Raw genomic sequence first — 19,994 nt, 5'->3', positions numbered from 1 at the left:
GGTCAGTCGGCTCTCACAGGCGTCGCTGGACACGGGTACGGCCGCCGGGAGCGGGGTGCCGGGCGCCTTTGCGGCAGATGCCGGTGGCGCCGAGGCCGCGCCGGGCGTAGAAGTCGTCCACGGCGGCCAGGACGTTGGCGATCGTCGCCGGGGCGTACCCGCGGTCCCTCAGGTGGCGGTCGTAGTCGTGGGCCGTCACGATGGCCGCGGACATGTCGGCCAGTGGGCCGCGGGTGTGCCCGCCGTCGGCCTCGGCCGTCCAGGCCAGGAAGCAGCTGACGTGGGAGAGATATTTCGCCTTGCTGGAGGGCTTCAGCGGCGAGCCGGCCAGGGCGGCCGCGTACGCGGACAGCATCCCGCCGTAAGGGGGCGGGAGCTGCCGCGAGGAGGAGCTGATCATGCCTCGAACGCTAGGGACGGGCCGGTGCCGCCGCCACGGGCGCAGGTCCCGTGGCGGAGGGACTTCCGGCCCTATCGGACGACCGCGGTGATCGAGCAACCTGGCCGGTCACCGTCGTGAGAAAGGGACCGGGGTCCACACCCTTCGGGACCTTCGTCACTACAGCCCCGCGCCTCCGGGCTGATGGACTTCTTGCCGGCCCGCGAGTGGGGCCGACCGGGAGGACCCGGAGGGGCGCGTAACCGGCCTCCGGGCGGAGCGTGGAGGTAGGACATCGTGCTGAGCTGGGCTGACCCGATCCGGGCCCGACGTGGCTGAGGCGAAGTGGCCCGTCCTGATCCAGGGCGGCATGGGCGTGGGAGTGTCCGGCTGGCGGCTGGCCCGCGCCGTCGCGGCCACGGGACAGCTGGGCGTGGTGTCGGGCACGGCGCTGGACGCGACACTGGCCCGGCGGCTGCAACAGGGAGACCCGGGCGGGCACCTGCGCCGGGCGCTGGCCGCCTTCCCGGCGCCCGAGATCGCCGGGAGGGTGCTGGACCGCTACTTCGTGGCGGGCGGCACCGGGCCGGACGTCCCCTACCGGCCCGTCCCCCGGCTCGGCGTACGGCCCGGCCGGGCCCGTGACGAGCTGGCCGTGGTCGCCAACTTCGCCGAGGTCTTCCTCGCCAAGGAGGGGCACGACGGCCTCATCGGCGTCAACTACCTGGAGAAGATCCAGCTGGCCACGCCGGCGGCGGTCTACGGGGCGATGCTCGCCGGGGTCGACTACGTGCTGATGGGGGCCGGGATCCCGGCCGAGATCCCAGGGCTGCTCGACGAGCTGGCCGCGCACCGGCCGGCGGAGATCACGGTCACCGTGGCGGGCGACGGCGAGGCGCGGCACACGGTGGGCCTCGATCCGCGGGCGCTGCTCGGCCGCGCCCTGGCGCCGCTGCCCCGGCCCCGGCTGCTGGCGATCGTCTCCTCCCACGTGCTCGCCGGCTACCTGGCCAGGTCGCCGCGGACCCGGCCGGACGGGTTCGTGCTGGAGTCGCCCGTGGCGGGCGGGCACAGCGCGCCGCCCCGGGGGCGGATGCGACTGGACGCGGACGGCGAGCCTGTCTACGGCCCCCGCGACGAGGCCGACACCGGCAAGGTGGCGGCGATCGGCCTGCCGTTCTGGCTGGCCGGCGGGTACGGCGCGCCCGGCGGGCTGACCCGGGCGCTGGAGGTGGGGGCCACCGGGATCCAGGTGGGGTCGGCGTTCGCGCTGTGCCGGGAGTCGGGACTCGACGAGGACCTCAGGCGGCGGATGCTGCGGAGGGCGGCCCAGGGGGTTCTGGAGGTCCGCAACGACCCGTGCGCGTCCCCGGCGGGCTTCCCCTTCAAGGTCGCCCAGGTGCCCGGCACCCTGTCGGATCCGGAGGTCTACGAGGAGCGGCCCCGGCTGTGCGACCTGGGCTATCTACGCACGCCGTACACGAAGCCGGACGGCGGGCTCGGCTACCGCTGCCCGGCGGAGCCGGTCGAGGTCTACGTGCGCAAGGGCCGCCCGGCCGAGGAGGCGGCCGGGCGGCGGTGCCTGTGCAACGGGTTGCTCGCCGCCATCGGGCTCGGCCAGCGACGGCCGGACGGCTACGAGGAGCCGCCGCTGCTCACGCTCGGGCAGGACGTCGGCTTTCTCGCCGGGCTCCCGGAGGACCACTCGGCGGCCGACGTCGTGGCGAGCGTCCTGGGGGCACGGCTGCCGGGGTGACCGAGCCCAGCGGGGCACGGCTTCCGGTGCGACCGAGCCCAGCGAGGGTGCGGCTCCCGAGGGTGACCGGGCCCCCGGCGGGGGCCCGGTCGAGGGTGGGTCAGACGGAGATCCGGCCCGCGCCGGCGCCCGCGGTCACGATGGACTTGACGCCCGAGGCGCCGTCGAGCGAGTAGGAGTAGGGGATGGACGCCACGCTGCCGCCCGACTGGCCGGTGCCGGAGTTGACGAAGTGGTTGGAGCGGGCGACCAGCGTGCCGGGGCCCGAGTCGCCCTCGCCGAGGTGGAAGGGGTCCTCGGTGTTCTCGAAGTAGTTGCCCTCGACGAGCACGCCGGCGCCTTCGGTGGAGGCCACGCCGTAGGAGCCGATGCTGCCGTAGTAGTTGTTGTAGACGTGCACGGGGTTGCCGAAGCGGACCCGGGGGTGGCGCTGGTTGGTGCCGTCGAACCAGTTGTGGTGGTAGGTCACCCGCAGGTGGCCCCGGTCCTCGCCGCCGTTGCCGTCGTCATGCCCGAGCAGCATGCTCTTGTCGTGGTCGGTGACCTTGTTCCAGGAGACGGTGACGTAGTCGCTGGCGCGCTTGATGTCCACGGCGCCGTCGTAACCGTCGCTGAAGGTGTTGTGGTCGATCCATACACGGGTCGAGTACTGCACGTTGATGGCGTCGTCGTTCCAGCCGCGGAAGGTGAGGTTGCGGACGATCACGTTGGACGCCTCGGCGATGTTGAACCCGCAGCCCACGATGGCCGCGCCGGAGTTGCCCAGCACGCTCTTGTTGGAGGTGACCCGCAGCATCCCGGAGCAGGAGATCGTGCCGGACACCCGGATCACGGACGTGCCGCTCGCCGACAGCGCACTGGTCAGCGCGGACGCGGTGGAGACGGTCACCGGCGAGGCGTTGCCGCCGCCCGTGGTGCCGCCGCCCTGGGTCGCCCAGCCGACCAGGCCGGTCGGGTTGCCCGGGGGCGTCGTGATGGTCGGGGTCGGCGTGGGCGTCGGGCTCGGCTGCGACCCGGCGGGAACGAGCCGCCACTGCTTGGTCGCCACCGAGTCGCAGGAGTTGGTCTGCACCAGGGCGCCGGAGGACGTGGAGTTGTCCTTGGTGTTGAGGCACTTGCCGCCGTTGGCATTGGCCACCCGGTAGGCGGAGCCCGACTCGGTGAGGTTCCACGTCTGGGAGGCCGTGCCCGAGCAGCTCTCCTGCTGCACGGCCTTGCCCGCGGAGGTGCTGGCGTCCTTGACGCCCGCGCACTTGCCGGTGTGGGCCGCCCTGAGCTGGAAGGAGCCGCCGGCGGCGACCAGGTTCCAGGTCTGGGCCGCGCCACCGCAGCCGCTCTGGGTGAGCTGCACGCCGTCGGACGTGCTGCCGCCCGGCACGGTGAGGCACAGCCCGCTGCCGTCGTTCACCACGGTGTACGCCCCGGGCGCGGGGGCGGCCGAGGCGGGCGAGGCGGTGGCGACGCCTGCCACCGCCGTTCCCGCTAAGGCGATGACACCGGCGATGACCGCGGCCGTTCTGCCGCTGACTCTCTGTCGCACGATTGAGCTCCTTGCTGGCCCGGCAGGCCCTGGTGGCCTGCTCCTCGGTGTCCCCCCAGCGAGATCTCGTTCATGTACGTGAACGCCATACGTATGAGCGAACACCTGCAAGATAGGTAAGCGCTTTCCCAGTGTCAACAAGCCGTGAAACTTTCATAACGGGCCCGGTCAGCCCCCGGTCAGACGACGCCCGCGTAGACCCAGCGGCCGTCGAGCCGGACGAAACGGCTGTGCTCCTCCAGCTGCCCCGGCCGCCCGCGCTCGACGAAGCGAGCCCGGAAGCGCACGGTGCCCTCGGTGTGGAAGACGGTGCCGCCGGTGGTCTCCAGGATCTCCAGGCTCACCCAGCGCAGCCCCTTGTCGGAGCCGGCCCGCGGCGGACGGACGTCCGGATGCCAGGTGCGCAGCAGGTAGGCCTCGTCGCCCACGCCGAACGCGCTGAACCGCGACCTCATCAGCTGCTCGGCGGTGGTGGCCGCGCCCTCGCCCCGGTGCAGCCGGCCACAGCAGGCGGAGTAGGGGGCCGGCAGGCCGCAGGGACAGGAGGCGGTGGCGGAGCGGGACATGGCCCTCATTCTGTCGCAGAACCCGCCGTGAGGCGGCCCGCGAGAGCGCTCAGCGTCTCGCCGAGCGGCGCGTCCAGGGTCAGCGTGGCGTCGGCGTCGCCGCCGGTCGGCCCCTGGTTGACGATGGCGATCGGGATGCCGAGCGCGGCGGCCCTGCTGACGAACCGCAGACCCGACCTGATCGCCAGCGACGAGCCGAGCACGAGCACCGCCCGCGCCCCGGTCACCAGCGCGAAGCACTCCTCCACCCGGGGGCGGGGCACGTTCTCGCCGAAGAACACCACATCGGGCTTGAGCAGGCCCCCGCACCCCGCGCAGTCGGCCACCTGGAACCCCGCGACCTCGTCGTCGGTGAGCACGGCGTCGCCGTCGGGGTTGATCTGGCCACTGGCCTCCCAGCCGGGATTGGCCGACCGCAGCCGGCGCTCCAGCTCATGGCGTGGAGTCCGCTCCCGGCACGACAGGCAGACGACCCGGTCGAGCCCGCCGTGCAGCTCGATCACCCCGCGCGCCCCCGCCGCCTGGTGCAGCCCGTCGACGTTCTGGGTGACGATGCCGTCGAGCAGCCCACACCGCTCCAGCTCGGCCACGGCCCGGTGCCCGGCGTTGGGCGCGGCCAGGCCGATCTGCCGCCAGCCGACATGGCTGCGCGCCCAGTAGCGCCGCCGCGCCTCGGCGCTGCCGACGAACCGCTGGTAGGTCATGGGCTCGGCCCGGCGGGCACGGCCGGTGGGCCCCCGGTAGTCGGGGATGCCCGACTCGGTCGACAGGCCCGCCCCGCTGAGCACCACCACGCCACCCTCCGCCAGCAGCCCGGCCAGCGAATCGAGGGATCCACGGGTTTCGGTCACAGTCACATGGTGCCCGATCCGCGGTGGCGCTCGGTGGCCGCGGTGGCGCGTTGGACGTCTCCGGCCGCGATGGCCTCGACCAGCTCGGCGTGGATCTCGACCCGCAGGCCGAGGTAGCCGTCGCCCGGCCCATCGGGGTCGGAGCCCGCGCGGGTGGCCAGGTCGGCGATGCAGCGGGACATGCTGAGGTAGACCGCGCGGGCGAGCGGGTTGGGCGAGATCTCGGCGATCCGCTCGTGCAGCTCCCAGTTGGCCCGCATGAAGCGGTCGGCGCCCCCGGCCGCGGCCCGCCGGAGCCTGGTCAGCAGCTTGCGCAGGGCCGTGATGTCCTGGGCGGTGCGATGGCGGGCGGCGTCGGTGACGATCAGGAGCTCCAGCGCCTCGCGTACGGCGATGGCGTCGGCGACCGTGGTGGGCTGCCGGCGGACGGTGAGCAGGGTGTGCCGGAGCCGGACCACCGGGTCGGGGTCGGCCACGAACAGCCCGCCGCCCCGGCCGGGGCGGATCCGCACGGTGCCCCGGTCGCTGAGCAGCCGCGCTGCCTCGCTGATGGTGGCGCGGCCGAACCCGGATCGGTCGCGGAACTCGTCCATCGTGCCGATCGGGTCGCCCGGCCCGAGCCCCTTTTCGGCGATCATCCGCTCGATGTCGGCGGCGAGGACTTCGGCTCGCGTCTGGGGTGCACCGATGACCACCTGCGCGAATCTACCAGATCACTGGCTCTCGACCTGGTCTGACGCTACGCTCCTGGATTTAATAAACCAGCGAAAGGTACGGGTGTTTATGCGCGCGCCTGATGGCGACCCGCTGCTGCGGCAGGTGTTACGCGGGGTCAACGGATCCGACGAGCGGCTGAACGAGGTCGTCTCCTCGCTGATCACCCACCTGCACGCCTTCGTGGCCGACGTGCGCCCGACGGAGCACGAGTGGCTGGCCGGCCTGGCCTTCCTGGCCGAGACGGGACAGCGGTGGTGCGGCCCGCATCGTGACGAGTTCATCCTGCTGTCGGACATGCTCGGCCTGACCACGGCGGTCGACGACGTGAACCACTCCGGCCCCGAGACGATGACGCCCTCGTCGGTGCAGGGCCCGTTCCACTCCCCCGCGCCGCCCCGCGAGCTCGGCGACTGGATCGCCCACGGCCCCGAGCGTGAGCGCGCGACCCCGGCCGTGGTGCACGGCCGGGTCCTCGACTGCGACGGCGCCCCGGTGCCCGGAGCCGTCGTCGACGTGTGGCAGGCCAACGACACCGGCCTGTACGACAGCCAGGACGACGCCCAGGAGCTGGGCAACCTGCGCGCCCTGCTGACCGCCGGCCCCGACGGCGGCTACTGGTTCCGCACCGTCCGGCCCGCCAGCTATCCGGTTCCCACGGACGGCACCGCCGGCCGGCTGCTGAAGGCGATCGGCCGGCACCCGATGCGGCCCGCCCACGTGCACGTCCAGGTCACCGCCCCTGGCTACCGGCCGCTGACCACCCACGTGTTCCTGGCCGGCGACCCCTACCTGGACTCCGACGCGGCCTTCGCGGTCAAGCCCGAGCTGATCTGCCATGCCGTGCGCCGGGAGTCCCCCGGCGACCTGCGCCGCCGGCAGATGGACGGGCCGTTCGAGGAGATCGAGTTCGACCTGCGGATGGTGCCGCTCGACTGGGCGGAGGAGCGGCCGTGAGGCTCGTCGGCGCGATCCTGCCCGGCCACGACCAGGTCCAGGTCGCCCGGCTCGACGGCGACGAGGTCCGCCCGGTCGCGGAGGTGGACCGGTTCTGGTCGGACACCGCGCGCTGGACCGCGCGGGCCGCCGCCGCCCCCGGCGACGCCGTCCCGGCCGAGTCCGTGCGGTTCGTGCCGCCGGTGCCGCCGACGGCGCGGGTGATCTGCGTCGGCCTCAACTACCGGGCCCACGCCGCCGAGGGCTCGTTCGCCGTACCGGAGCATCCGACGCTGTTCGGGCGGTGGACCGCGTCGCTGAGCGTCGGCGGCGTGCCCGCGCCGGTCCCCGTGGACGAGGCCGGTCTCGACTGGGAGGGCGAGGTCGCCGCGTACGTCGGCGCGCCGCTGCGCGAGGTGGACGCCGACACCGCGCGGGCCGCCGTGCTGGGCTACTCCACGTTCAACGACCTCACCGCGCGCCGCGCCCAGAAGCTGACCACGCAGTGGACGCTCGGCAAGAACGGCGACCGCACCGGCCCGATGGGACCGGTCGTCACCGCCGACGAGGTCGGCGACCTGCGCGACGGGCTGCGGGTGCGCACCCGCGTCAACGGCACGCTCGTGCAGGACGGCGACACCAGGGACATGATCTTCGAGGTGGGCGAGGTGCTGTCGCTGATCAGCCGCACCCTCACCCTCAACCCCGGTGACGTCGTCGCGACCGGCACCCCCGAGGGCGTCGGGTACGTCCGCACCCCGCCCTGGCTGCTGCGCCCCGGCGACGTCGTCGAGGTCGACGTCGACCGCCTCGGCGTCCTGCGCACTCCCATCACCGGCCCCTCCGGTCTCTGACAGCCCGGCCACCAGGAAGAAGCCCCACCAGTGATTGAACCCATCGAGACCGAGGTCGTGATCGTCGGTGGCGGCCCGGTCGGCCTGACGCTCGCCCACGAGCTGGGCTCACGCGGCGTCGCGTGCGAGCTCGTGGAGCCGCGGCCGGAGGCGGGCCAGGGCTCGCCGCGATGCAAGCAGATCAACCCGAGGTCGATGGAGATCTTCCGCCGGCTCGGCGTGGCCGGGGCGATCCGCGACAACGCGCGGCTGCCGTTCGGCTGGTCCGACACGGCGGTGTTCTGCGCGAGCCTGACCGGGCACCGCATCGAGCGCTTCGACGGGATCTTCGGGCTGTCCGACATCCAGCGCGACGAGCTCGCCGAGCCGGCCCAGTGGTGCGGCCAGAACCGGGTCGAGGAGGCACTGCGTGGCTGCCTGGACCGGCGTCCGACGGTGTCGGCGCGCTGGGGCTGGACGGTGGACGGCCTCCGGCAGGACGCGGACGGCGTCACCGCCGAGGCGGTCGACGCCGGCGGGGAACGCCGGCTGATCAGCGGCCGCTACCTCGTCGGCGCCGACGGCGGGCGCAGCGTCGTCCGCCGCGAGCTGGGCATCCGGCTGTCCGGACAGACCCACGAGGTCCGCAACGTGCAGGCGGTGTTCAGCGCGCCGGGCCTGTCGCAGGCCCACCCGCACGGCCCGGCTGTGCAGTACTGGGTGGTCAATCCCGAGGTCAACGGCCTGATGGGGCCCCTCGACACCGAGGGCACCTGGTGGGCGATCATCATCGGCGCCCCCGAGGACCCGACCGCCGCGTGGGTGGAGCGGGCGCTGCACACGATGATCGGCGCCGCCCATCCGCTGGAGGTGCGGCTGCTGGACCCCTGGACCTCCCGCATGCTGGTGGCCGACCGCTACCGGCAGGGCCGCTGTTTCCTGGCCGGCGACGCCGCGCACCTCAACCCGCCGTGGGGCGGGTTCGGCGCCAACACCGGCATCGGCGACGCCGTCGACCTCGGCTGGAAGCTCGCCGCCGACCTGCGCGGCTGGGCCGGACCCGGGCTGCTGGACGGCTACGAGACCGAGCGGCGGCCGATGGCGGTCCGGGCCATCGCCGAGGCGGCCAACAACATGCGCGTCCTCACCGGCGAGCTGGCCCGGCCCGCGCTCGACGACGACACCGAGGAGGGCGGGCAGGCCCGGCTCAAGGCGGCCGAGCTGGTCAGGCGGACCAAGTCCAGCGAGACGTACACGCTGGGTTTCGTGCTCGGCGCCACCTACGCGGGGTCGCCGCTGGTCGTGGCCGACGACGGTCCGGCCCCGGAGTCGCGTACCTCGGTCTACCGCCCGTCGGGCGCGCCGGGCGGGCGGCTGCCACACGTGTGGCTGGGCCGTGACCGCTCGCTCTACGACGAGCTGGGGCCGGGGTTCACGCTGGTCGAGGTCGCGGCCGAAGCGGCCGACGCGCGCTGGGAGAGCGCCGCCCGTGAGCGCGGCGTGCCGTTCACCCGGCATCACCTGCACCGCCCCGACCTGACCGGCCTGTACGGCGCTCACTACCTGCTCGTCCGCCCCGACCAGCACATCGCCTGGCGCGGCGACGACCCCTCCCCCGACGCGGGCGCGATCCTCGACCGGGCGCGGGGCGCGAGCTGACCCGCCCGTAGCTGTCAGACGATCATCCGGCGGGCCACGGTCGTCCGGGGATCGCCTGACCGGCCCATCGTCAGGTGATCACTCGATGTGGCCGGGAGAGGTGGACCCGGCGGATGTCCTCGCGGCCGGCGATCCGGTCGATCTGCGACCGGGTGAGCCGGGCCGAGACGACGGTCGCCAGCACGTGGGGTCGGACGTCGGCCGCGCCGAGCCGTTCCAGATCGGCCACGATGCCGGCCAGCACGTCACCCGTCGCCCTGGGCAGGTCGCCGGCGTCGGGGATCGCCGTCGCGGGGGTGACGTGCTCGATCAGCACCGTGACCCGGGCGGGACCGGCATCGGAGGACTCCTCCGCGAGCCGGTCCAGCTCGCGGAAGACGTCCTCGTCGACCTTCGCGCGCACGATCACACCCCCTTGCCGAGCCCGCCCATCAGCGCGCCGAGCGTGTTGACCAGACCATAGCCGGTCTCGTTCGGCGCGAACGGCAGCGGCTCGGCGCTCATCTCCAGCAGCTTCTTGACCTGGGCCGGACGCGCTCCCGGGAAGCGCTCCAGCATCAGCGCGGCCAGTCCGGCGACATGCGGCGCGGCCATGGAGGTGCCGCTGAGCGCCACGAATCCGCCGCCCAGCGCGCACGACGTGATGGTCTCTCCCGGCGCGGCCAGGTCGGGCTTGGTGAGCCGCGTCGGCGACGTGGGACTGAGCCGCCCGGAGCCGGGCCCGATGCTGGAGAACGCGGACAGCTGCTTGGCCTTGTCGACCGAGGCCACCGTGATGACCCGCCTGGCCGCGCCGGGGTGCCGGATGTTCGACAGGCCGGGCGGGGCCAGGGCGCCCTCGTTGCCGGCGGCTACCACGACCGTGACGCCGAGCCGGGCCGCGTTGTCGGCCGCCTGGCAGAGAATGCAGTCGGCGTTGTCGCAGAACCAGCCGTGGAAGTACTCGCTCCAGCCGAGGCTGAGGTTGACGACGTCCGCGTTGCGCCGGACGGCCTGCTCCAGCCCCGCGACGACGTTCGCCGGCTGGCCGAATCCGAACGAGGTCAGCACCTTGATGTCGATGATGCTGCTCTGGTAGGCCACACCCTGGTAGACGGCGTCGTTGCCGGCGATGATGCCCGCCACGTGCGTGCCGTGCGCGCCGGGGACGATGCCCTCGCCGGACGTGTCCACCTGCTCGACGACCTTGCCGGACAGGGCGGGGTGGCCGCCGTCCACGCCCGAGTCGAGCACCGCGACGCGCACGCCGCGCCCGTTGACGGCGAACTCCTCGCGTCCGCCGGCCACCTCGATCTCCACCGCGCTCTCGTTGAGCGTGGTGACGGCGTCCATGCGTTCCAGCCGAACCACCTTGACCTCGTCGAGTTCGGCGACCTGGGCGATCTGGGCGGGAGTGAGCGTGGTGGTGACCGCGTTGGTGAGCGTGTGCTGCACCACCGCTCCCTCCGGCGCGAGGTCGCTCAGCCGGTCGAGGATCGCCTGCTGGCTCGGGCGGGTCCGGACGCGGAGCTCCTCCAGCGCGTCCTCTCCGTGCCGCCCGAGGCCCCCGGCCTCGGGGGCGAGGACCGGTTCCTGGTGCGAGATCGTGACCCGGAACCGTTCGGTGCGGTCCACGTCGGCGGCCAGGTCGCCCTGCGCCGTGGCGCGCGTCTTCTCGTGCTCGATCGCCTCGATGAGGCGTGGTTCCATCTTTCCCGTCAGCATCGCTCAGCCTTTCGCCTGGATCGCTGGGAACGGTCCAGACGCTACGGATCGGCGGCCCGCCGTCGCATCAGGGCGGCTCCCGGGAAAGTCCCTAGGCCGGGGCGTCACCGTGCCCGATCAGCACCCGCGCCCATGGTCGTTTCACGGAGAACACGAGCCTGGAACAGGACGCCTGAGGGGGCCGGTCCGGGTGGGCCGGCCCCCTGCGGACGACCGGTCAGGAGCCGAAGGCCTTCACCTCCAGCAGGCCGACCGAGGAGGTGCCGTTGCCGGTGAGGAGCACGCGCAGGCGACTGGTGCTCGTGGCCGTGAAGGTGACCGGGTTGTACTGGTTCTTGGCCAGTGTGTACGCGCTCGCGCCGGGCACGTCCACGTACGCGGTGCCGTTCCAGTACTGCAGTTTCCACGACGCCGGCATGTCGATGCCCTGGTCGTCGTCGAAGAAGTACACCTCGGCCCGGTTCATGGTCTGGGCCGAGGGCCAGGTCAGGTCCACCCACTGCTGCCCGGTCTGCGGCCAGCAGCCCCAGCGCGGGTTGACCGTGTCGTTGGAGGAGGGCGGGTCGATCCCGTCGTTGACGGCGGCGACGCTCTCCCAGGCGGAGGTGTAGGAGGCCGTCGGCGTGGCGGAGCCCGCCAGGTTGCCCGGCGGCTGGACGCCGCCCCGGTTATGGATCTTGATCTCGGTGAGCCCGGTCTTGGCGCCGGAGGCGTTGGTGGCGAGGAGCCGTACCCGCTGCGCGGTGACCGCCGGGAACCGCACCAGGTTGTAGTTGGCCCGCGGCGTCGTGGGCGTCTTGGTCTGGCCGGCCACGTTCACCCAGGTGCTGCCGTCGTGGTACTGGACGGTGTAGGAGGACGGCGCCCGATAGGTGGCGCTCGCGGGGCGGCTGTCCTTGAAGTAGAGCCGGACCTCGTTCAGGGTGCGGGCGGTGCCGAAGTTCAGCTCGTACCAGTCCTGGCTGTTCGGGGAGCCGCCGGCGCCCCAGAACGGCTCGTTGATGGGATAGCCGTCGATCGCCCCCGGCAGGCTGCTGCCGGAGCCGGTGTGGGAGGCCGAGGCGGTCGCGCCGGCGGCGAGGTTGGCGAGGTCGGCGGTCAGGTCGACGCCGGCCTTGGCGAGCAGGTCCACCACGCGGCCGGCGGTCTGCGTCACCTGGGCGGGCGACCGCAGGCCGGGCACGGCGACGTGGTGGGTGACGGTGCCGCCGGTGGTGACGTCGCCGGTGGCCGGGTCCCAGGTGAAGGGCACCAGCGAGGAGACGGTGGCGGCGCGGGTGCCGTTGACGTAGATCGAGTAGCCCTCCGGCACGCCGGGGTAGCGGACGACGCCGTCGGCGGGGTCGTCCCAGACGATGGTCAGGTCGGCGTTGCGGTAGCGCAGGTTGTTGACGGTGAAGTGGGTCCAGCCGATGCCGATCGGCGAGAGCTCCACCTTGGCGTCGTTCCGGGGGCGCAGGCCGGCCACGTCCTCGATCACGGTCCAGTTGGCGCTGCCCAGGATGTTGTGGTGGATCCAGGACCGGTAGGTGATCGACGAGCCGTTCCAGTCGGCCCAGAACTCGTTGGCGTCGGGCCACTGGGTGTTGCCGCCGACGTACTGCGCCCAGGTGTTCCAGTAGAGCAGCTTCTTGTAGTCGGTCGCGCTCATCCAGGAGTTGGGGTAGTTGCGCAGCACCGAGGAGTAGAGCCGGAACTGCACGGTGGAGTTGATGGTGGAGAAGTTGTTCGAGCCGGGGTTGCCCGCCGCCGCGGCGGCTGCCTTGTCCACCTGGTTGGCCGTGTAGAACGGGAAGATCGGGTAGTGCGCGGGGTCGGCGTACAGGCGCAGCGCCTGCTTGTAGGTGGCGGTGTTGGGGATGGCGCCGACGGCGAACGGGTAGTAGTTGTTGATCTCCTTCCAGGGCACCCACTCGCCGGTCGACTTGAGCCGGTGCTCGAAGAGCTGACGGCTCGGGTTCCAGAGCACGTTGACGATGGCGTCCTTGATCTGGGTCGCCAGCGTGTTCATCTCGGCTGCCTTGGCGGTGTTGCCGACGGCCTGGTAGGCCTGCGCGGCGGCCAGCGCCCCGCTGTACTGGTAGGCCGCCTCGGCGCGGTCCATGCGGCCGCTCTTCCAGTGGAAGGAGACGGCGTCGGCGTCGTTGCCGGTCAGCGCGCCCCAGTCGTACTCGATGAGCTTGTTGTTGTCGGTGTCGTAGTAGGCCAGCTGGCCCTTGACGTCCTGCTCGGCGTAGCGGGCCAGGTTGCCGGCGATCGCGGGCTGACCGCCGTGGATCTGGTAGCTCTTCCAGGCCGCCTCGGCGATGTACTGGGTGTAGCTGTTGGACCAGTTCTCCGGGTCGCCCGGGTTGTCGAGGAAGCGGCCGTTCTTGGAGGTCTGGCCGACGCTCAGCCAGTTGCCGAAGGCGTAGCTCGGGTCGCGCAGATACTTGAGGTCGTCGATGTGCATGGGCTGGGTGAGCGCGATCGCGTTGTTGTAGCCGAGCACGCCCTCCATCGAGGTGGGGAACTGGAACGTCTGCCCGGGGATGTCGGCGTCGAGGTTGTTGAAGCGCATCAGCCACCAGCGGTAGTAGATGTTCTTCTTGATCGCGGGCTCGGGCACGTCGATGTAGGGCACGTTCTGGGCCCACCACCGGTTGTAGGCGCGCACGTGGGTGGCGAAGGCGGTGGCGGGGGTGTAGCCGGCGTAGGCGTCGTACTCCGTGCGCGAGTCGGCGATCTCGTTCGTGACGAAGCCCATGACCACCTTGGCGGTGACGGTGGCACCGGCCGCGACCGTCACCGACCGGTTGAGGCCGCCGCTGGAGACGGTGAAGCCGTCGCCGGTGAGCCGTGGATACAGGGTGGTGAGATTGTTGTACGCGTTGACCTGCCCGGTCAGCTCGGCGCCGGTGCCGGTGGTGGCGTGCGGCGAGGTGGCCCGCAGTTGCAGCGTCGTCGAGGCGGAGCCGTTGTTGGTGATCGCCAGGTTGGTCACGGCGACGTTGCCGGCCGTGATGAACTTCGTCTGCTCCACCCTGATGCCGCCGCTGGTGTGCACGCTCTTCCAGTGGCTGGGCGCCTGCCAGCGCGAGCTCACCTGCTCGGTGAAGGTGCCCGGGGTGAGGGCGATGGTGTAGGCGTTGCCGGTGCCGATGCCTTCCCAGTACGCCACCTGGCCGGCGAAGCCGAGCGTGCCCGGGGTGTGCGTCTTCATGAACAGCGCCCGGCCCCGCGACATGAGCCAGGTGCCGGCCGGGTCGTTGCCGGCGCGGGCGAGCAGGCGGTCCATCCAGAAGTCGGTGCCCGAGCTCTCGGCGTCGTAGATGGCCTGCATCATGTCGCCGGTGGTGTAGGCGGCGGGCGCGGCCGGGATCGCCGGGCCGCTGAACGTGGGGAACCCGATGGTCTGGTCGGCGCGCGCCGGGGCGCCCGCCGTGAGTAACCCGGCGACGAGGAGGAGTGCGGTGAGGGTTCGTCTCATGGCGGAGTCATCCGTTCGAGGTCGAGGCGGCCGCCGGCAGCGCCATCCATTCGAGGACTCCGGTGGAGAAGCCCGTCCTGGAGGTGATGTTCAGCCGCAGCCTCGTCGTGGAGACCGGGGTGAACGTCGTGACGTTGTAGGTGTGGGGGGACACTCCGCAGGCCGACTGGCCGGGCACGTTCACGTACGCGCTGCCGTTCCAGTACTGCACCTGGCAGGAGGCGGGCAGGTCGATGCCCTGGTCGTCGTCGAACCAGTAGGTGGCGACCCGGCCGACGGTCCGCGCGCTCGGCCACCGATACTCCAGCCATTCGGTGCCCTGGTGGTTCCAGTTGCCGTAGGCGCCGTGGCCGCGGTCGGCTGAACTGGTGGGGACGTACCCGTCGTTGACCGCGGCGAGCGTCTCCCACGGTGAGACGTAGGAGGTGGACGCGGTCGCGGTGAGCGCGAGGTTGGTGCCGGCCGGTGGCTGGCCGCCGCCGGAGCCGCCGGTCTGGACGACCTTCCGCATCGTGCCGTCGGTGTTCCAGTAGAGCTTGTCGAGGGTCACCGAACGGCGGAAGTTGCCCCCGCCGGGGGCCGCGGCGTTGTGGTAGACCATGTACCACTCCCCCTTGAACTCGATGATGGCCGGGTGGTTGGTGGTCGAGGAGACCTGGTCCAGCACCACTCCCCGATGGGTCCACGGCCCGAGCGGGTTGCTCGCGGTGGCGTAGCGGACGCAGGCGTAGCCCGGTGCCGCGCAGCCGGAGTCGTTGGCCGCGTAGGCCAGGTAGTAGACGCCCGCGCGTTTGAACATCCAGGGCGCCTCCCAGAAGTTCGTCACGCCGCTCGGGGTGATCACGGAGCCGTTGATCGAGGTCATGCCGGGGTTGAGCCTGGCGGCCCGCAGCCCGTAGTAGGAGCCCCAGTAGAGGTAGACCTGGCCGTCGTCGTCGGTGAACACGGTCGGGTCGATGTTGAGCGGTGAGCTGTTGGGGGTGCTGTCGCTGATCAGCGGGCCGCCCTTGGCGTCGGTGAACGGGCCCAGCGGGCTGTCGCCGACGGCGACCCCGATGTCCATCCAGCCCGCGCCGTTGCCGTTCACCGGCACGTACCAGTAGTAGCGTCCGTCGGCCCCGCGCTCGACCTCGCCCGCCCAGGCGTCGGCGCCCGCCCACGAGAAGTTCGAGATCGACAGCTTCGCGCCCTGGTCGGTGAAGGTCGCCGCGTCGGGCGAGGTGAAGACGTGCCAGTCGCGCATGACGAAGTTGGCGCCTCCGGCGGGCGCCTCGTCGTGGCCGGTGTAGACGTACAGGGTGTCGCCGGCCACGAGCGCGGCGGGGTCGGCGGTGTAGATGGCGGTGGTGATCGGGGCCGCCGCGGTCGCGGGCTGACCGGTGGCGAGGACGAGCACGAGGGCCGCGGCAGCGGCTGCCGGCCATCGTCGTTTCATGTGCGCTCCTTACAACCTAGCGATTGCTTTGGTTAGCGTTAACATTTCTGGCCTGAAACGATGGCCGTCACAGCACGGAGAGGAGCCGCTCGGGTAATCGGCTCTCCATGACCAATCCTCCCTTCCCGAAGGGCCGAATATAAAAGGTTTTCGGGAAGGTAGACCGGATCCGCCGGACCTGTCAATCGGCCACATCGCCTGAATTTCCTGCGGGGTGACCGCAGGACGGCCGCGATCAGCCAGCGAGCCCCAGGTGACATTTACCTATCGGACCGAAAAGGATTTCGCCTTGTGTCTCGCCCACTTCTCTTACGTCCGCGGCCGGGACGTGGGCACGACCGCGACCGGGCATGAGGCGTGCTCGGCCATCGCGCGGACGACCGTCCCCAGGCGGCCGTGGCGGTGCCGGGTGCGGTCCGCTCCGACGACCACGAGAGTCGCCCCGGCCGACGCCTCGCCCAGGACCTCCCCGGCCGCGCCGATGACGGCCCGTGGCTCGGCCGGCACCCCCGGATGTCTGTCACGCCACGGCGCCAGGCGCTCCTCCACCTGCTCCCGCCCGGCCTGGACGAACACGTCGGTGTCGGGCAGCGGCGGTATCGGCATGCCCCACGACATGGCGGGCAGGCGCACGGCGTACACGGCCACCAGGCGCGACTGCCGCACGGCGGCCTCGCCGAAGGCGAAGTCCAGCGCCTCGCCGGGCGTGGCCGGACCCAGGCCCAGCACCACCGGCCCCGGGTTCGCCGGCTGAGGGAGCGGGCCCGGGCCGCGCACCACGATCACCGGGGCGCTCGCGTGCGCCGCGACGTAGGCGGTGACGGAGCCGACCACCGACCGGGCCAGCGCGCCGAGGCCACGGCAGCCGATCACGACGAGTTCGGCGCCGGCGGACAGCTCGACCAGCCGCTCGCCGGGCGAGCCCTCGTACAGGTCGGCGGTGATGCCGGTGATCGTGCTGGACGAGCGCGCGCACTCGACGCCGTGGCCGAGCACGTGCTCGGCGGCCTTGCGCAGGTGCAGCTTGGCCTCCTCGGGCGCCTCCCCGTACGGCCAGCGCCACGCGTGGCTGAGCGTCAGCGGCAGCCCGCGCAGCTCGCACTCGTCGATCGCCCAGTCCAGGGCCTGCATGGAGAAGTCCGAGCCGTCGTAACCGAGGACGACTCCGCGTGGATCGGTCATGGTCAACACCTCGCATCCGATCAGTGACGTCCCGACGGGTCCTCATCCCGGCGAGATGCTCATCCCTCCGTCTGGCGGGCGTTCACGACGCGGAACACCGGAATCCGCGCCGCGACCCGCTCGAAGTCCTCCGGCGGGGCGTGCCGGTCCACCGGAATGTGCGGGCGCGTCCGGGGTGCGACGGCCGGATAACGCCGCAGGACGGGCGCCCGGAGACCGGTTTCGACCTCTTCGAGACGTACGCGCTCCTGGCGGCCGTGCCGCAGCACCACCCGACCCTCGGCGGCCCGTACGTTCCGTACCCAGTTCGTGTCCTCACCGAGCATGGCGACCCGGGGCGCTCCTCCACCGGGTGACGGCGGCGATCGCCAGGACGCCCGCGACCGTCCAGCCCGCGAGCACGGCGAGGTCCGCCCACGGCCACGGCCGGCCCGCCGGGTCCAGCGCGGCGAGGAGGGCGAGGGCGGTGTGCTTGACCGGGAAGAGGTCACCGACCGCGCGCAGTCCGGCGGGCAGGGTCCCGCCGACCACGAACACCTCCGAGACGAACGCGAGCAGGAGGAACGAGCTCAACGTGACCGCGTTGGCCGTGGCCCCCTTGGAGACCAGCGTGGAGACCAGCGCGCCCAGCACCGAGAAGCAGGCGACCCCGAGCACGATCGCCACCAGCGCTCCGGGGAGCATGCCGGGGCGCACCTCCGCGCCGAAACCGAGCACCGCCACCGCGACCAGGACGACGGCGGTGGCCAGGGTCACGCAGAGCCCGGTGGTCGCCGCGCCCGTGTAGTAGGCCCAGCGGGGCAGCGGCGTGCCGGCCAGCCTCTTGACGATTCCCCGGTCCTTGTCGGTGCTGATCGTCTCGGCCAGGTTGACGTAGCCGGCGATTCCGATCACATAGGTGATCATGGATGCGATCATGAACTGCGCCAGCCGTACCCCTTGCATCCGCACGTCGCCGAAGACCAGCGAGATCAGCACGAGGATCAACACCGGCAGGATCGCGGTGAAGAACGCGGTGGCCGGGTCGCGGCGCAGCCGTGAGAGCGCGTGCGCCACCTGGCCCCGCACCAGCCGTCCAGGCGTCGGCCGCCCGTCCGGCGGCTCCGGGCGGTCCCCCCGTCCAGCAGGGACCGCAGGGACCGGGCGGGCCGGGCGGGCCGCGCGGTCCGTGGCGACGCGCTCCGGCGGCCGTTCCCACTGGAAGCGCCAGAGCGCCACGGCGGCGCCCGCGATCCCCCAGGCGGCGAGCACGGCCAGGTGGTCGCCGTGGAACCCCGTCCCGGGCAGGAACGGGTTGAGATCGTCGCCCACGGCGTTGGCGAAGTGCCGCAACGGGAAGATCCAGCCGATGACGTCCAGCCAGCGTGGCAGCGGAGCGTTCTGCAGGAAGATGTCGGAGACGAAGGCCAGCGCCAGCAGCAGTCCGGTGCCGGCCATCTGCACCGCCGCCCCGCGCACCAGCGCGGCCAGCGCGAAGCCGAGCGCGGCGAAGCACCCGGCTCCGACCAGCAGGGTCAGCACCAGGGCGGGCAGGGTCCGTCCCACCAGGCGCAGGTCGTAAAAGATCATCCCGGTGCCGAGCAGCAGCACGACGGCCACCATCGACACGACGAGCGCCGCCCCGACCAGGCCGGAGATCACCGCCCAGGCCGGCACCGGGGTGCCGCGCAGCCGCTTCAGGTAGCCCCGGTCGCGCAGGTCGGCCAGGTGGATCGCGAGCGTGCCGAAGCACGCCTGGGCGATGCCGAACACCGCCAGCACCGGGATGACGAACTGCATCACCCGGACTCCCGACCGGGCCTCGATCACCGCGTTGCCCACCCCCGCGCCCAGGATGACCATCATCATCATCGGCAGCGCGAGGGTGAAGACGGCGGCGATCGGAGCCCGGAAGAACGACACGGTCTCGTGCCGGACGAGGCAGAGCACCAGCCGCGCGTTCATGACCGCACCTCGTCGGCGCGGCTCTCGCCGGTCAGCTCCAGGTAGACGTCCTCCAGGCTGGGCCGTGTCACCGTCAGGGAGTCGAGTTCCACGCCGCGTTCGAGCGCCCACCCGGTGAGGGTGTGCATGTCGTGGGCGGGCCTGGAGGTCCGTACGGCGATGGCCGCGCCGTGCGCCTCGACCTCCCCGGCCAGGCCCGGCAGGTCGGCGACCACGGTGCCCGGCGGCAGCCGGAAGGCGAGCACGCTGCCGTGGCCGCCGGAGACGCCGAGCGTCTCGGGCGTGCCGACGGCGATGAGCCTGCCCTCCTTGAGCACCGCCACCCGATCGGCCAGGTGCTGGGCCTCGTCCATGTAGTGGGTGGTGAGCAGGATCGTGGTGCCCGACGAGCGCAGCCCGTCGACCAGTTCCCACGCCCGGTGCCGGGCCGACGGGTCGAACCCGGTCGTCGGCTCGTCCAGGAACAGCAGGTCCGGCCTGCCCACGAGCCCCAGCGCCAGGTCGAGCCGGCGGCGCTGACCGCCCGAGAGAGTGCGCACCCGCGCGTTCCGCTTGTCCGTCAGCCCGACCTGCTCGATCACCTCGTCGGGGTCGCGGCCGTGCGGGTAGAACCCGGAGAACAGACGTACGGACTCGGCGACGCTGAACTCGTCCTCGAAGCCGGCCTCCTGGAGCACGATGCCGATCCGCTCGCGGAACTCACGACCGCCGGTCGCCGGGTCGAACCCGAGCACCGACACCGTCCCGCCGTCGCGTCCCCGGTGCCCTTCCAGGATCTCCACCACCGTGGTCTTGCCGGCGCCGTTCGGCCCGAGCAGGGCGAACACCTCACCGGGCTCGACGGTGAAGCTGACGCCGTCGACCGCCCGTGTCGAACCGTAGTGCTTGCGTAAGTCCTGGACGATGACCGCGGACATGGACGTCACCTCGGCTTCGCTCTCTGAGGGAGGACTTCCCTCTGCTGAGGGAGCTCTTGACGGGAGTTCGCCTCTCTCTCACTGTCACTGTCCGCGGGCACGGGAGCCG

At 72.2% G+C, this 19,994-nt stretch carries 17 protein-coding genes; 4 read left to right on the top strand and 13 right to left on the bottom strand.

Features of this window, described 5'->3' with window-relative positions:
* Positions 1-13: 13 nt before the first annotated feature.
* Positions 14-400: a hypothetical protein gene (locus AB0I38_RS15615; protein ID WP_358467373.1), complete on the bottom strand. Its 387-nt coding sequence runs from the start codon at positions 398-400 to the stop codon at positions 14-16.
* Positions 401-710: 310 nt separating this feature from the next.
* On the opposite strand from AB0I38_RS15615, the gene AB0I38_RS15610 reads away from it, so the two are divergent.
* Positions 711-2,135: a nitronate monooxygenase gene (locus AB0I38_RS15610; RefSeq protein ID WP_358467371.1), complete on the top strand. Its 1,425-nt coding sequence runs from the start codon at positions 711-713 to the stop codon at positions 2,133-2,135.
* A 100-nt stretch (positions 2,136-2,235) separates the two neighbouring features.
* Here the strand turns inward: AB0I38_RS15610 and AB0I38_RS15605 are convergent, their stop codons facing one another.
* The 4 genes from AB0I38_RS15605 to AB0I38_RS15590 all read right to left on the bottom strand — a co-directional run bounded on the left by AB0I38_RS15605 (position 2,236) and on the right by AB0I38_RS15590 (position 5,787).
* A complete protein-coding gene (locus AB0I38_RS15605; protein ID WP_358467369.1) occupies positions 2,236-3,675 on the bottom strand; it encodes an RICIN domain-containing protein in 1,440 nt (479 codons plus the stop codon).
* 179 nt (positions 3,676-3,854) lie between these two features.
* Positions 3,855-4,241 carry a YchJ family protein gene (locus AB0I38_RS15600; protein ID WP_358467367.1) on the bottom strand — a complete coding sequence of 129 codons (387 nt, stop codon included), beginning with the start codon at positions 4,239-4,241 and terminating at the stop codon, positions 3,855-3,857.
* A 5-nt stretch (positions 4,242-4,246) separates the two neighbouring features.
* Entirely contained in the window at positions 4,247-5,092 is an 846-nt protein-coding gene (locus AB0I38_RS15595) for an NAD-dependent protein deacetylase (protein ID WP_358467365.1), read from the bottom strand.
* 2 nt (positions 5,093-5,094) lie between these two features.
* The gene (locus tag AB0I38_RS15590) at positions 5,095-5,787 is read right to left on the bottom strand and encodes a FadR/GntR family transcriptional regulator (RefSeq protein WP_358467362.1); all 693 of its coding nucleotides are present in this window, start codon (positions 5,785-5,787) and stop codon (positions 5,095-5,097) included.
* Positions 5,788-5,875: 88 nt separating this feature from the next.
* Between AB0I38_RS15590 and AB0I38_RS15585 the strand changes: the two genes are divergently transcribed.
* From AB0I38_RS15585 to AB0I38_RS15575, 3 genes are read left to right on the top strand one after another with little or no spacing between them, the layout of a single operon-like run.
* Positions 5,876-6,763, top strand: a complete 888-nt coding sequence (locus AB0I38_RS15585; RefSeq protein WP_358467360.1) for a dioxygenase — start codon at positions 5,876-5,878, stop codon at positions 6,761-6,763.
* On the top strand, positions 6,760-7,596 hold the full coding sequence (locus AB0I38_RS15580) for a fumarylacetoacetate hydrolase family protein (RefSeq protein ID WP_358467358.1): 837 nt from the start codon (positions 6,760-6,762) through the stop codon (positions 7,594-7,596). The genes AB0I38_RS15585 and AB0I38_RS15580 overlap by 4 nt, the downstream gene beginning before the upstream one ends.
* Positions 7,597-7,626: 30 nt before the next feature.
* Complete coding sequence (locus tag AB0I38_RS15575; protein WP_358467356.1) at positions 7,627-9,234, top strand: FAD-dependent monooxygenase; 1,608 nt, start codon at positions 7,627-7,629, stop codon at positions 9,232-9,234.
* Between the two features lie 70 nt (positions 9,235-9,304).
* Here the strand turns inward: AB0I38_RS15575 and AB0I38_RS15570 are convergent, their stop codons facing one another.
* The 8 genes from AB0I38_RS15570 to AB0I38_RS15535 all read right to left on the bottom strand — a co-directional run bounded on the left by AB0I38_RS15570 (position 9,305) and on the right by AB0I38_RS15535 (position 19,885).
* Positions 9,305-9,637 carry a hypothetical protein gene (locus AB0I38_RS15570; protein ID WP_358467354.1) on the bottom strand — a complete coding sequence of 111 codons (333 nt, stop codon included), beginning with the start codon at positions 9,635-9,637 and terminating at the stop codon, positions 9,305-9,307.
* Positions 9,638-9,639: 2 nt separating this feature from the next.
* Positions 9,640-10,938, bottom strand: coding sequence for a S8 family peptidase (locus tag AB0I38_RS15565; protein WP_358467352.1), 1,299 nt, complete (start codon positions 10,936-10,938; stop codon positions 9,640-9,642).
* A 217-nt stretch (positions 10,939-11,155) separates the two neighbouring features.
* Entirely contained in the window at positions 11,156-14,407 is a 3,252-nt protein-coding gene (locus AB0I38_RS15560) for a discoidin domain-containing protein (RefSeq protein WP_358467350.1), read from the bottom strand.
* 7 nt (positions 14,408-14,414) lie between these two features.
* Entirely contained in the window at positions 14,415-15,842 is a 1,428-nt protein-coding gene (locus tag AB0I38_RS15555; protein WP_358467347.1) for a glycoside hydrolase family 43 protein, read from the bottom strand.
* A 309-nt stretch (positions 15,843-16,151) separates the two neighbouring features.
* On the bottom strand, positions 16,152-17,024 hold the full coding sequence (locus AB0I38_RS15550; RefSeq protein ID WP_358467345.1) for a universal stress protein: 873 nt from the start codon (positions 17,022-17,024) through the stop codon (positions 16,152-16,154).
* Positions 17,025-17,083: 59 nt separating this feature from the next.
* Positions 17,084-17,350 carry a hypothetical protein gene (locus tag AB0I38_RS15545; RefSeq protein WP_358467343.1) on the bottom strand — a complete coding sequence of 89 codons (267 nt, stop codon included), beginning with the start codon at positions 17,348-17,350 and terminating at the stop codon, positions 17,084-17,086.
* The gene (locus AB0I38_RS15540) at positions 17,340-18,968 is read right to left on the bottom strand and encodes an ABC transporter permease (RefSeq protein WP_358467341.1); all 1,629 of its coding nucleotides are present in this window, start codon (positions 18,966-18,968) and stop codon (positions 17,340-17,342) included. Before AB0I38_RS15540 ends, AB0I38_RS15545 begins: the two co-directional genes overlap by 11 nt.
* Complete coding sequence (locus AB0I38_RS15535) at positions 18,965-19,885, bottom strand: ABC transporter ATP-binding protein (RefSeq protein WP_358467339.1); 921 nt, start codon at positions 19,883-19,885, stop codon at positions 18,965-18,967. Before AB0I38_RS15535 ends, AB0I38_RS15540 begins: the two co-directional genes overlap by 4 nt.
* Between the last annotated feature and the right edge of the window lie 109 nt (positions 19,886-19,994).

Origin of the sequence: Nonomuraea cavernae (assembly GCF_040655715.1) — a bacterium.
GTDB lineage: Bacteria > Actinomycetota > Actinomycetes > Streptosporangiales > Streptosporangiaceae > Nonomuraea > Nonomuraea cavernae_A.
The sequence above is the reverse complement of the archived record's forward strand: the minus strand, read 5'-3'. Positions and strand labels throughout refer to the sequence as shown.

What these genes read in the sequence shown, in the direction of transcription:
- AB0I38_RS15615 (WP_358467373.1), bottom strand. Translation starts at nt 400, where the DNA reads ATGATCAGCTCCTCCTCGCGGCAGCTCCCGCCCCCTTACGGCGGGATG.
- AB0I38_RS15600 (WP_358467367.1), bottom strand. Translation starts at nt 4,241, where the DNA reads ATGTCCCGCTCCGCCACCGCCTCCTGTCCCTGCGGCCTGCCGGCCCCC.
- AB0I38_RS15585 (WP_358467360.1), top strand. Translation starts at nt 5,876, where the DNA reads ATGCGCGCGCCTGATGGCGACCCGCTGCTGCGGCAGGTGTTACGCGGG.
- AB0I38_RS15565 (WP_358467352.1), bottom strand. Translation starts at nt 10,938, where the DNA reads ATGCTGACGGGAAAGATGGAACCACGCCTCATCGAGGCGATCGAGCAC.
- AB0I38_RS15560 (WP_358467350.1), bottom strand. Translation starts at nt 14,407, where the DNA reads ATGAGACGAACCCTCACCGCACTCCTCCTCGTCGCCGGGTTACTCACG.
- AB0I38_RS15555 (WP_358467347.1), bottom strand. Translation starts at nt 15,842, where the DNA reads ATGAAACGACGATGGCCGGCAGCCGCTGCCGCGGCCCTCGTGCTCGTC.
- AB0I38_RS15550 (WP_358467345.1), bottom strand. Translation starts at nt 17,024, where the DNA reads ATGACCGATCCACGCGGAGTCGTCCTCGGTTACGACGGCTCGGACTTC.
- AB0I38_RS15545 (WP_358467343.1), bottom strand. Translation starts at nt 17,350, where the DNA reads ATGCTCGGTGAGGACACGAACTGGGTACGGAACGTACGGGCCGCCGAG.
- AB0I38_RS15540 (WP_358467341.1), bottom strand. Translation starts at nt 18,968, where the DNA reads ATGAACGCGCGGCTGGTGCTCTGCCTCGTCCGGCACGAGACCGTGTCG.
- AB0I38_RS15535 (WP_358467339.1), bottom strand. Translation starts at nt 19,885, where the DNA reads ATGTCCGCGGTCATCGTCCAGGACTTACGCAAGCACTACGGTTCGACA.